We start from the raw sequence: 11,706 nt of genomic DNA on the forward strand, positions 1-11,706 counted from the left end.
AAGATGCCAACAGCAATCTTGGTCCGTATAACCACAATAGTGAGGCACGACCTCACAGGACGGAGCGGCTTGCCGTTTCCGTCCGTGGCATCTTGTTCTTGTATATGTTCCCGGCGTATGCTACGGAGAATGAATCTGTTCGGCATATTTGCATCTGCACTTTGCGCCGGATTTTTTTGCGCGAAGGAGGAAGCACGATGCTCGACTTGCTCAAAGAGGAAAGCAATAAGACGTACACGCGGACGGAGAACGATGCCGCGACCTACGCCGGCTCAGGCTCGGACGTGCTCGACTTCTTTGCTGCGGTCGGCACCTTGCGCTCTGCGAAGGAGGCGGAGATCGTCGTGCGCTTCACGCGCGCTTTTGCTGAGGATCCTATGCGTGCGCTGCGCACGCTCTTCTATGCGCGTGATGTTCGCGGCGGGCTGGGCGAGCGCCGCGTCTTTCGCGTGCTTCTGCGCCATCTTGCCGTCTATGCGCCTGCGTGCGTGGAGAAGAATCTGCCGCTCATCCCCGAGTACGGGCGTTGGGACGATGTGCTCGCGCTTCTCGGCACACCGTTGGAGTCTGCCGCCGTCCGCTTGATTCGCAAGCAGCTGGAAAGCGATCTCGGCGCGTCGCGAAAAGGGGAGGATGTCTCGCTTCTCGCGAAGTGGCTGCCGTCCGTCAACACTTCGTCGCGCGAGGCGCGTGATACGGCGCGTCATCTGGCGGCATCGTTCGGGATGCAGGAGTCGGAATATCGAAAGATGCTTGTCCGTCTGCGCCGCTGCATCCGGATCATCGAGAACCATCTGCGCACGAAGGACTACAGCTTTGATTATGCGAAGCAGCCGTCCAAGGCGATGTTCAAGTACCGCGAGGCCTTCCGGCGCAACGATGCGAAGCGCTACGAGGCGTTCTTGGAGCGCGTGGCGCGCGGGACTGAGACTCTTCATACGGGGACGCTCTATCCCTACGAAGTCATTCGCCCGCTTTGCAAATGGGAGAGTGGAAGAGGCCTTTCGGCAGAGGCGTCGCGTACCCTCGACATCACATGGAAGGCGCTTCCCGACTATACGCATGGGGAGAACGCGCTCGTCGTGCTCGACGGTTCCGCTTCCATGTATGGGGGCGGAGAGCCTTTGCCGGCCTGCGTCGCGCTCTCGCTCGCCGTCTATTTTGCGGAGCGCAATGTGGGCGCGTTCCGCGATCATTTCATTACGTTTTCTCATAAGCCGCGCATCCTTCAGATTAAGGGCGCGACGATTGCGGACAAGGTCAGCTATTGCAGGACGTTTAACGAGGTGGCAAATACGAATCTCGAAGGCGTCTTCCGGCTCCTGCTGCGCGCGGCGGTCTCGGGCAGTGTGCCGCAGCAGGAGCTGCCCGAGGTGCTTTACATCATCACGGACATGGAGTTTGACGCCTGCACGGAAAATGCCTCTGTGACGAATTTCGAGCAGGCGAAGAAGATATTTGCTGAGGCGGGCTATCGCTTGCCGCGCATCGTGTTCTGGAACGTGCAGAGCCGCCGTCAGCAGCAGCCCGTCAAGATGAACGAGCAAGGCGTCATGCTCGTTTCCGGCTGCAGTCCCGGCGTATTCTCCATGGTTGTGGAGGATCGCATCACGCCGTATGAATATATGGAAAAGGTGCTGGCAAGCGAGAGATATGCGGCGATTCAGGCGTAAGGGCAGGGGAGCGGGAAAAGAAAAAGCATGGCGGTGCGCGTCATGCTTTTTTTCTTATGGGTCGTGACCCAGTGTCGCATGCAAAGCATGCGACACAGTAAACTACCCGCTATGCGGGTGGAAGACAAAGGGGTATACAAAAAACACCTTTCCGGGTAGTATACTAAGGTTGTTCAAGCCAGTATACAGAAAGGAAAGGTGCTTATGGCACAGAAAGCTAATAGTTTATCGCACACAAAGTGGTTATGCAAGTATCACATTGTGTTTACGCCCAAATACCGCAGAAAAATTATCTACAACCAGTACAAAGAGAGCATCCGTGACATATTAAAGCAACTTTGTGCGTATAAGGGTGTAGAGATTTTGGAAGGACACTTGATGGTCGACCATGTGCACATGTTGGTAAGCATTCCGCTGAAACTTAGTGTATCACAATTTATGGGATATCTCAAAGGGAAAAGTGCGTTAATGATATTTGACAAACACGCCAATTTGAAATACAAATTTGGCAATCGGCACTTTTGGGCAGAAGGATATTACGTGAGTACGGTTGGGTTAAATGAAGCAACCATTCGCAAGTATATCCAAGAGCAAGAAAGTCATGATATCGCGATGGATAAGTTAAGTGTGAAGGAATACGAAGACCCTTTTAAGGGTAGCAAGTAGTACGAACGCCCTTTTAAGGGCGGTGACGAGTCAAGAGCAATCTGGCTTGAACGTAGTGAAAGCCAGCGTCTTTAGACGCTGGCTAGTAACTGCCCCTTATAGGGGCGAGCAAACCACCCGTTTGACGGGTGGTCATGATTTCCGCAGGGAAGCCGTTTGATTGGCAAGAGTTCTGCCTCCGGGGGCAAGCGGATCGGCGTTGTGTTTTATCGCGTTATTTTGCCATCGGGAGCATCGTTCATGCTGCCGGATCAGCAGGCGATTGACGGCGTTGGTTTTCCTGGCTTGTTGGATCGATATGACGATCATAGAAGTTCAGCGTATCGTTCGGCTTTATGTCGGCGCTTTTGGCTGCCGGTGTTCAAAGCTTGACGGGCAATACTTCCGGCAATGATGAGCGCAGTCCGGGGCAGGAGGCTGTTTCCGGTGCAGTAGCTTCTATCTTGAGTACAGGACAAAGATTCGTTGATCAAGATCTTAATCGAGGCGCAACGATAGAGATACGTCCCGGTTTCCAGTTCAGTGTGTTCATCAACCAAGATTTGGCAATCAATGAATATGGTGGTGAAATCTGATGGGTATTTTCGCAAAGCTTTGGATGTTTTTAACAGTCATAGTTATCGCATTATGGCTTGCGACGCAGAGATTTGCGGAAATGATGAACTACCATCCTTTGCTTGGGCATCCGTTCATGATGAATGGCCATGCATATTATTGGCCTTGGAAATATTTTGGTTGGTGGTTGGAATTCCATGGGCAAGCACCGTTGGCATTCAGAGTGACGAATCTTTATGTCTTTGCGGGCGTTGTCATAGGAGTGGTAATGCTCTATTTCCTCCATCCGAAGAAGAAATTGGATTCGCACGGGAGTGCGTCATGGGGGGAACAAAAGGATCTTCTGGATATGGGGTTGATTTCCGCAGGCGGTGTGGTGATTGGTCTTCATGATAATGCTTTAGTCAAGGCAGCGACGAGCTTCATGCGATTCGTGGAATCAGCCAAGAAAGAGAAGGTATCTTTCGCAGAAATGGCTTATGACAGGAGGATGCAGAAGAAAATCGCCAAATGGGAAACCATTTTGGAAAAGCTGCAAAATAAGGCGGCAGATATTTCAGATGATACGCTGCAAAAGCGCAAAGTTCAAAAGGCAATCCAAATCTATCAATCTCTGCTGAACAATCCGCAGCCATATAATCCTAAAAAGGAAGACAGATGGACGGTCTATCCTTTCGTTTGTTTCTATGAAACGATGCTGAAACTCTATAAGAAAGTCCCGCATTTTTATTTGCGTGACAACTCCAATAAACATCTCGCCGTCATTGCGCCAACACGAAGCGGCAAGGGGGTTGGGCTCATCATTCCAACACTTTTAGGCGGTTGGAAGGAAAGCGTTATTGTCAATGACATCAAGAGCGAGAATTGGGGAGTTACGGCAGGATGCCGTAAACGTATGGGGCATATGGTGATCAAGTTTGAACCTACGGCTGAAGATGGGAGTTCTGCACGCTGGAACCCTTTGGATGAGATCAAGATCGGGACTCCCTCAGAAGTGCCGGCAGCACAGAATCTTGCTTATATCCTTGCGGATTACGAAGGCAAGGGGAAGTTAGATCATTGGGGAAGCAATGCGGCAACGGTTATCATGGTTGTCATTTTGCATCTCAAATATGCACATTTTGCCGATCCGGTGCATTATCCGGAAGAACCGACACTTTTTTCAGTGGCCTCTTTTTTGAAGGCGAACATTGTGCCGGAAATGGATAAAAATGGAAATCCTGTTTGGGAATACGTAGATGAGGATGGTGATGTTTCAGACACTCCGAAGGAGGGGTATCGCAAGCAACAAAAGATGATGGCAGCAGGCTTTAAGGACACGTTGGAAAATTTGCAGTGCTTTGAGCATGTGCCGGATGATGGCATCGAGATTCGTGAGTGGAATAAGAAAAAGGAAATGTATGGGGTGAGAAAATTTTTGCCAGAAGATATGGCGGGAATTTATAAAGGCGCCTCTTCCTTGGAAGATATGCCAAACACACATCCTATTATTTACCAAAACTTTGTCGAAATTCTTTCCAAGCCGGACAATGAATGCGGTAGCATCATTTCTACGGCAAATACAGCACTGAAGGAATATCTCGATCCTGTGCTATCGCGGAACACCTCGACCAGTGATTTTTGTGTCGATGACATTATGAACTACAAGAAACCCGTATCACTCTATTTGGTTACGCCGCCGTCCGATCTGCTGCGTCTGGCACCAATCTTCCGATTATTTTTTGAAATGATGGTCAAGCACCATGCAAGAAAGATCGGGACATATGAAAATGGTCGAGCGAAAGCAGTTTATAAGCATAAGTGCTTGTTTTTGATGGATGAGTTCAGCAGCTTGGGAAATCTGCAATCTTTTGCGGCTACGCTGTCTTATATTGCAGGTTACGGCATGAAAGTATTTCTTATCAATCAAGGACTGCCGCAAATAAACGGAATTTACGGCAAGGATAACCAAATATTGATGAATTGTCATTTGCAGATTTTTTATGCCCCGAATGACAACGATACGGGGAAATATGCAGAATCCTTGCTCGGCAACAAGACGATCATGGTAGAAAGTGAGTCGGATAGCGGCTGGTTTACCAAGCGTCAATATACGCGCTCTGCGCAAGCGAGAGCGTTGATGACGGCTGATGAACTCAAAAGATTGGGCGATCGGGAGATTGTCGTCGCAAGTGGCAGTCCGCCGCTTTTGACGGATAAAGTGAAGTATTACGAAAGCGAGTTCTTTCTGGACCGATTGGCAGACGCGCCGATCGCATCGGATGTGATCCGCCATGAGCCGTATCCAGAGCGTGATGCGCTCCTGTCTCAAAAAAGGCAGAAAAAAGAAAAACCATTGCATATTGCATGGCAAGAGCGCCAGGAAGTTGAGCCGTTTCGTCCGGTATGGAACGAAGGGAGGGGAAGCCGTTAATGGCAAGAGTACAAAATGTTGCGAAGCTGGAAAAGAAGTTTGCGGCGTTGCGACAGCAGCAGGAAAAAATTGCTGCTGTACAGAGAAGCGTGCGCCAGCAAATGGAAGAGGCCCGCATGGTGACATTGGATAAGATGATCAAGAAAACAGGTTTTCCGAAAGATAAACCAACAATCTTGATCGGTGCCTTGTTGGAAGCCAAAGAGAAGTTGGAGGGAGAAGAGAGCATCAGCACGATCAATGGCTATATGCAGCGTTATCGTGTCTTTGCGAGTGAGAACCCTGAACTTGCAAGCAAGTTGGCTGAACAAGAAGAGGAGCCTGCACAAGAGGATGTGACGAGGGATGGAGCAGAAGAGGGAAAATCTGAACTTTGATGTTGTTGTTGGTGTGGATGTTGTAAATCTCATGAACCGAGAGGACATCACCGAAATCTATGTGAATGACGACGGCTTTATTCGCTACCAGTCCTATGATGAAGGAAAGGTCAAAACACAGTGCTTCATGGAGCCGTCCAAAGTTTTGGCCATCATCGAACTTGTGGCGGGGCAGGTTGGGAAAATCGTCAACGAGGAGATTCCCTCTATTTCAGCGGAGGTTTTTGGCTACGGATGCCGTTTTCAAGGAGAGATACCGCCGATTGTACGACATCCGCAATTCAATATCCGTAAAAAGGCAATCAAGATATTCTCTTTGGATGATTATGTGAAGATGAAGTTTTTGAAGGCCTATCAAAAACAATATATTGAGGAGGCGATAAAAAAGCGCAAGAATATCCTTGTTGTTGGAGGCACAGGAACGGGAAAGACAACATTCCTTAACGCTCTTTTGGCAGCTATTGCGGAGATTTCACCCTATCACCGTATTATCAGTTTGGAGGATTTGCCGGAATTGCAGTGCTCGGCCGATGATTACAGCCCGATGTTTACCAAGCAGGATACGGGAAAGGATGGTGTCAAGTACAATATGACGCGCCTTCTGGCCGATTGTATGCGGCGTTCCCCCGAAAGAATCGTCGTTGGAGAGGTGCGTGACGGTGCAGCGTATACGATGCTCAAAGCATGGAATACCGGTCATGAAGGTGGGGCGTGCACGGTTCATGCAAATGATGCAGTTGCCGGATTGACGAGAATCAAGTCATTGGCACAGGAAGATCCAGAAGCCGCTGGCGACATCAAGGAGCTTATCGGTGAGGTCATCGATGTGGTTATTTCCATCAGCCATGTGGATTTGGGAAACGGAAAGAAGAGCCGTGTCATCAAGGACATCATCGAAGTTCAAGGCTATGACAGCCTGAAAGATAAGTATATTTATGAACATATCAATGAAGGAGAGAGTCATCATGAAAAAGTCCGTAAAATTTATTAAGGCAAGAGTGGCAGCACTCACCACAAGTTTCCTCGTATCAGCGCCTACCGTTCTTGCGTCTGCCGTTGACGGTAAGGAAGGCTCTGTAACAGTGAATTGGCCATGGATGAAATTCTTTAATTCTCTTGCCGAACAGCTTACCGGGCCTTTACCCATGGTATTGGGAATCATGGGAATCGCCGGAGCAGCTATTGCGCTTTTCAGCGGACATGCAGGCGGCGGTACGCAAAAATTCATCCTCTTGATATTGGCGGTGTCCATCGCACTCTTTGCGCCCAATTTCATGACTGCGATTTCGGAATCGGCAGGGGCGTTGACCATTATGGGGCTTTGAGATGGAGGCGAATCGCGAAGTACCGGAAGGTTATGAAGTGCCCATTCATCGAGCGCTGGTGCAGCCGCTTTACTGGATGGGGGTTCCTCGCAATATCTTTATCGGGGAAATCGTTTTCGCTGTGCTTGGAGGATTGATCTTCAAAACCTTCACGGTTATTTTCATTACGGTTGCTGCGCATTATCTGTTCCGTTATCTGGGGCAGCAGGATGCACAGTTCCATGAGGTGTTTTGGTATTCGCGGCTGCACAAAAACTATTACTATCGATAGGGGGTGGTTCGATTGGCATTTTTCTCGAAGAAGAGAAAGCCCTTTTCGCAGGAAGTGGGCGTTTTTGAGGAAAAACCAAGACTTCAGTATCTTCTTCCGTGGGCATATGTCGATGAGGATACGGGCATTGTCCATGGAAAGGATCATTCCATGCTTGCCGTGTATGAATTTCGTGGACCGGATATGGATAGCTCTACATATCTTGATCTGATGCAGTACAATGCAGCCGTCAATAATGTCATCAAGAAACTGCCGACAGGCTATGTTTTGTACTTTGAGGCACAGCGAGGGATTTCCAAGGAGTATCAGGAATCCCGGCTCGATGTACCGTTGGCGCAAAAGATGGAAGATGAACGCAAAGCATATTATGCCGGGCAAAAGCACTTTGAGACGAGATACTATTTCATTGTCTATTTGGAGCCGCCACAGCTTTTGAAGCACAAGCTTACCGATCTTTTCATCTCGGACAAGCAGAAGGACGGCAAGACGGATATGCGCCTTTACGTCGGCATTGTGGAGAAATTCATCAACAATGTCAATTTGATTGGTGATATGCTGCACAGTTGGTTCCCGGACATTCATCCTCTGAATGCCGAAGAGGCGTTGACGTATCTTCATTCCACCATATCTACAAAGAAGCAAGTGGTCAAAGTGAACCCGCTGAACTACATATCGGATTATATTTGTGATTGCGGGGTGCTGGGTGGTCGAGAGATGATGCTTGGCGATCGGTACATCAAGATGATTACGATATTGGATTTTCCGCCGGTTTCTACCCCGGGCGCTTTTGATAGGCTCAATAATCTGGACATAGAATATCGCTGGGTTTCCCGTTTTATCTGCATGTCGAAGGTGGATGCCCAAAAGGAACTGAAGGATTATCGACAGAGGTGGAATCAGCAGATCAAGTCTTTTTGGACGCAGGTGCGAGAAGCCATCTTGAAGGAAAAGATGGAGGATGAGCGCGACGAGACGGCCATGTACAACAAAGATGATGCATCGGCAGCCTTGCAGGAGCTTGGTCAGGATTATACGAGTTATGGTTACTATACCATGACCGTCATGGTATCTGATGAAGATCAAGGGAAATGCCTGGAAAAAGCTAATCGCATCTTAGAAAGCATCAATTCTTTGGGGTATACGGCATATATCGAGACGGATAACAGCATGGAGAGCTGGTGGGGATCGATTCCCGGCTGCTATCGCGCCAATATCCGTCGGCCGATTGTCAGCAGCCTAAATTTTTGTCACCTAGCCCCGGTCACGGCAACGTGGTCAGGAGACAAGAGGAATGAGTGCTTGAAGGGGCCTGTATTGCTTTATACGGATACGACGGGGTACACGCCGTTTCGGTTGTCCCTGCACGTCGGAGATGTAGGACATACGTTGATTTGTGGGCGCACCGGCAGCGGCAAGTCGGTGCTCCTGAATACCTTGGAAGTTCATTTTCTCAAATATCCAAATAGCAATGTCTTTATCTTTGACAAGGCGGCATCCAGTCGTGCTCTTACTCTTGCCGTTGGAGGAAACTTCTATAATATTGCTTCTGAAGGCAGTGGAGAGCTTTCTTTTCAGCCTCTGGCGCATGTTGAGGATGAGAAGGAAACAAAATGGGCAAAAGAATGGATTCTTGGATATTTGAATCTGAAGAATATAACGATTACTCCTGCCAAGGATAATTTTGTTTGGAAAGCACTGCTTTCTTTGCGGGAGTTTCCCAAGGAGCAGCGCACGATTTCCACGTTCTGTGAGATGGTGCAGGATCAGGAAATACGCCAGGCATTGGCAGCGCTCACGGTCAAAGGAGCCTATGGCAAGCTTTTTGACAACAACAAGGATATTTCTGGTATAGGTCGCTGGCAGGTATTTGAGATGGAGACGTTGATGGCTACGCCTGCCATCGTGCCGTCTACCTTGGAATATCTCTTCCATCGCATCGAGACGAAATTGCAGAAGGCATCTGGCCCATCTCTCATCATCATGGATGAAGCGTGGCTTTTCTTTGACAATCCGATGTTTAAGGAGAAGATCAAGGAGTATTTCAAGGATATGCGCAAGAAGAATACGAGCATCATCCTTGCTACGCAGAATTTGACCGATTTATCGGCAAAGCCGGAACTTTTGAGTGCAGTCTTGAACAATTGCCCGAATAAGATTTACCTTTCGGACAAGGAAGCGAAAACGGAGAAAAGTCAAGAAATCTATCGAATGTTTGGCTGCAATGAGAAACAGATGGATATTATTGCCAATATGGAGCCGAAGAGGGATTACTATTATTCATCGGAGAAAGGGAACCGTATCTTCCGTTTGGCGCTACAACCGATCGAACTGCCGTTTGTGACAGCGACGGCGAAGAAGGATCAACAGGCTATGGATTCCATCTTGCAAAGTGCTGGGAGAGAAAGCTTTATCGAGGAATGGCTGAAGTATAAGGATTGTCAAGATGAATGGGAGGATTATCGCGAGAATTATTTGTAAGGTGTCCATTATGGACACCCGAGAAAGGGGTAGAGGACGATGAAAGGAAAACAAAAAACTATTTTGACGTTTGCACTGGCTGCTGCCCTCACAGTAATGCCTTTCCGCGCTCATGCGGCAATTCCTGTCATTGATGATTCGAACATCATGCAGCAAATCAAAACCTATATGGAAACCATAAAAGTGGTCACGAACACTGCCGAGCAGATCAAAATGCAGATCAAGGAACTTGAATCTTTGCCGAAGCAGATTCTTGACCGCTACAAAAAAGAATTTGTCGCGGCCATCGAGGAAGTCAAGGCGCATACCAAGATGACAGGGATGCTGGATGATGTCAAAAATTTGCCGGAAGTTTGGGGACATTGTTTCCCTACCCTGCGAGGCGGGGATTTGTCTCATACGGCTACGAGTGAGAAAAATATAGCTGTCACGATGCAGGAAGTCCTTTCCATGCGCAATCAGCAGGATGTTGCTGCATATCGTGCTTTGATGCAGGATTTGCAAAAGTCCAAGGATAAGCTGGCAGAGCTTTTGGAGCTTAACAAAACACCTGAAGGACAAAAGCAAGGCCAGCAGCTTACGAATGAAATCGCTGCCGAAAAGGCGCACATCGACAGTATCAATACGTCTATTCAGGCGATCAGTGTTCAAAATGAAGCGATGAAGAATCAGATGGAGGTCGTCAAAGCACAGAATCAGCAGGCTGTGGCAGATGCAATGGCACAGGCGACAGAGCAGACGATCGATGATATGTACAATAAAGCTAATGCGGCAGGGCGTATAGGGGAAACGCTGGACGATCCATTTGCACGCAATGGTTTAGGCTGGTGAGCGCATGAATCTTGCAGATGTAGATTTCTTTAATCAGCTGCTGATCTTTTTTGAAGATCATTGCATGTTTGGGTACAAGGCATTGGCACCACATGCCGTAGCACTCATCATGGCACTGGGAACAATCGATATTGCGGCGACATGGACGCTTTACAGCGGACAGCTTCGCATGTCTGAGATCATCAGCCGCGTGATGAAGATCGGGCTGTTCATGTTCTTCATCATCAATTTTGACAAAATCAACCAAGCGATATTGGTTTCTTTTCAATATGCGGGATTGACGGCGGCCGGAGGGACTGTCGGCGGCAGTGATATTCTCAAGCCTTCGACTATCATAACGGATGGGTTCAAAGCAATCGAGCCGGTACTTTCCTCTCTCGTTTCGGTCACATCGATTCTCCCGGGTATTATGTCTATGAAGCTGATCTATATTGCCATAACCCTTGCGGCATATTTCTTCATCGCCTTGCAGATTCTGATAACAAAGATTGAATTCAATATTTTCGCTACTCTAGGCGTTATTCTATTGCCCTTCGGTGCCTTGCGGTATACGCAGTTTCTTTTTCAAAGGCTTGTATCGGCAGTTTTCGCTTATGGTATCAAGTTGATGCTCATGTATTTTTTGTTGACATTGTTCGATTCTCTCGTCACTCAAGCTGGAGGCATACCGGGGTGGACAGATCAAGCGAATCCTGATCTTGCAGAAATGTTGAAGTATGCGCTTTCGTATGCAACGATGGCATTTCTTATTTGGAAAATACCTAATCTTGCATCCGGATTCATGAATGGCCAGCCGGCGCTGGAAGGTCATGATGTCATCAATTCAACACGGTCTGCCATCGGAACCGGCGCGACGGTGGCCTCCTTGGCATATGGCGGAGCAACGAAGGCTGCATCTTTGGCTGGCCGGGGAATGCGTCGTATTGGCCAAAGTTTGCCCGTGGGTGGTGCAAGTTATCGATCGGGGGCTGGGAATCCCGTTGCCAGGCAATCGTTTGGTGGAAGCCGTATCGGAATGGCTTTGATGGGTAACGGAGGAAAGAATCGAGAGAACGATAGGCATGGTACCCGCACAGCAAAAGAGCCTCAGGAGAATCGCGACGAATAAGGTGATAGA

The 11,706-nt window shown here is 48.5% G+C and carries 12 protein-coding genes; all 12 read left to right on the forward strand.

Annotation, left to right across the window (positions count from 1 at the left end; all coding sequences use genetic code 11):
• The first annotated feature begins 197 nt into the window (after positions 1-197).
• Positions 198-1,673, forward strand: a complete 1,476-nt coding sequence (locus tag SELSP_RS03190; protein ID WP_006193200.1) for a DUF2828 family protein — start codon at positions 198-200, stop codon at positions 1,671-1,673.
• A 204-nt stretch (positions 1,674-1,877) separates the two neighbouring features.
• Positions 1,878-2,339 (forward strand): IS200/IS605 family transposase, encoded by a 462-nt coding sequence (tnpA, locus tag SELSP_RS03195; RefSeq protein WP_006193199.1) that lies wholly within the window; start codon positions 1,878-1,880, stop codon positions 2,337-2,339.
• A 156-nt stretch (positions 2,340-2,495) separates the two neighbouring features.
• Positions 2,496-2,711: a hypothetical protein gene (locus SELSP_RS11905; protein WP_071585619.1), complete on the forward strand. Its 216-nt coding sequence runs from the start codon at positions 2,496-2,498 to the stop codon at positions 2,709-2,711.
• Positions 2,675-2,914 (forward strand): TrbI/VirB10 family protein, encoded by a 240-nt coding sequence (locus tag SELSP_RS11910; protein WP_006193196.1) that lies wholly within the window; start codon positions 2,675-2,677, stop codon positions 2,912-2,914. Before SELSP_RS11905 ends, SELSP_RS11910 begins: the two co-directional genes overlap by 37 nt.
• Positions 2,914-5,307, forward strand: a complete 2,394-nt coding sequence (locus SELSP_RS03200; RefSeq protein WP_006193195.1) for a type IV secretory system conjugative DNA transfer family protein — start codon at positions 2,914-2,916, stop codon at positions 5,305-5,307. The genes SELSP_RS11910 and SELSP_RS03200 overlap by 1 nt, the downstream gene beginning before the upstream one ends.
• Entirely contained in the window at positions 5,307-5,684 is a 378-nt protein-coding gene (locus SELSP_RS03205) for a hypothetical protein (protein ID WP_006193194.1), read from the forward strand. Before SELSP_RS03200 ends, SELSP_RS03205 begins: the two co-directional genes overlap by 1 nt.
• The gene (locus SELSP_RS03210) at positions 5,653-6,675 is read left to right on the forward strand and encodes an ATPase, T2SS/T4P/T4SS family (protein WP_006193193.1); all 1,023 of its coding nucleotides are present in this window, start codon (positions 5,653-5,655) and stop codon (positions 6,673-6,675) included. The genes SELSP_RS03205 and SELSP_RS03210 overlap by 32 nt, the downstream gene beginning before the upstream one ends.
• Entirely contained in the window at positions 6,650-7,009 is a 360-nt protein-coding gene (locus SELSP_RS03215; protein WP_013740646.1) for a TrbC/VirB2 family protein, read from the forward strand. Before SELSP_RS03210 ends, SELSP_RS03215 begins: the two co-directional genes overlap by 26 nt.
• 1 nt (position 7,010) lies before the next feature.
• The gene (locus SELSP_RS03220) at positions 7,011-7,280 is read left to right on the forward strand and encodes a VirB3 family type IV secretion system protein (protein WP_006193191.1); all 270 of its coding nucleotides are present in this window, start codon (positions 7,011-7,013) and stop codon (positions 7,278-7,280) included.
• Between the two features lie 3 nt (positions 7,281-7,283).
• On the forward strand, positions 7,284-9,758 hold the full coding sequence (locus SELSP_RS03225) for a TraG/VirB4 family ATPase (protein WP_233275188.1): 2,475 nt from the start codon (positions 7,284-7,286) through the stop codon (positions 9,756-9,758).
• Positions 9,759-9,797: 39 nt separating this feature from the next.
• A complete protein-coding gene (locus SELSP_RS03230; RefSeq protein WP_006193189.1) occupies positions 9,798-10,589 on the forward strand; it encodes a hypothetical protein in 792 nt (263 codons plus the stop codon).
• A gap of 4 nt (positions 10,590-10,593) precedes the next feature.
• On the forward strand, positions 10,594-11,697 hold the full coding sequence (locus SELSP_RS03235) for a type IV secretion system protein (RefSeq protein WP_006193188.1): 1,104 nt from the start codon (positions 10,594-10,596) through the stop codon (positions 11,695-11,697).
• Positions 11,698-11,706: the final 9 nt, after the last annotated feature.

The organism is Selenomonas sputigena ATCC 35185 (genome assembly GCF_000208405.1).
GTDB lineage: Bacteria > Bacillota > Negativicutes > Selenomonadales > Selenomonadaceae > Selenomonas > Selenomonas sputigena.

Bases quoted from the DNA above. Each gene is read 5' to 3' on its own strand.
- SELSP_RS11910 (WP_006193196.1), top strand. From the start codon at position 2,675: ATGTCGGCGCTTTTGGCTGCCGGTGTTCAAAGCTTGACGGGCAATACT.
- SELSP_RS03190 (WP_006193200.1), top strand. From the start codon at position 198: ATGCTCGACTTGCTCAAAGAGGAAAGCAATAAGACGTACACGCGGACG.
- SELSP_RS03235 (WP_006193188.1), top strand. From the start codon at position 10,594: ATGAATCTTGCAGATGTAGATTTCTTTAATCAGCTGCTGATCTTTTTT.
- SELSP_RS03215 (WP_013740646.1), top strand. From the start codon at position 6,650: ATGAAAAAGTCCGTAAAATTTATTAAGGCAAGAGTGGCAGCACTCACC.
- SELSP_RS03205 (WP_006193194.1), top strand. From the start codon at position 5,307: ATGGCAAGAGTACAAAATGTTGCGAAGCTGGAAAAGAAGTTTGCGGCG.
- SELSP_RS03210 (WP_006193193.1), top strand. From the start codon at position 5,653: ATGGAGCAGAAGAGGGAAAATCTGAACTTTGATGTTGTTGTTGGTGTG.
- SELSP_RS03200 (WP_006193195.1), top strand. From the start codon at position 2,914: ATGGGTATTTTCGCAAAGCTTTGGATGTTTTTAACAGTCATAGTTATC.
- SELSP_RS03230 (WP_006193189.1), top strand. From the start codon at position 9,798: ATGAAAGGAAAACAAAAAACTATTTTGACGTTTGCACTGGCTGCTGCC.
- tnpA (WP_006193199.1), top strand. From the start codon at position 1,878: ATGGCACAGAAAGCTAATAGTTTATCGCACACAAAGTGGTTATGCAAG.
- SELSP_RS03220 (WP_006193191.1), top strand. From the start codon at position 7,011: ATGGAGGCGAATCGCGAAGTACCGGAAGGTTATGAAGTGCCCATTCAT.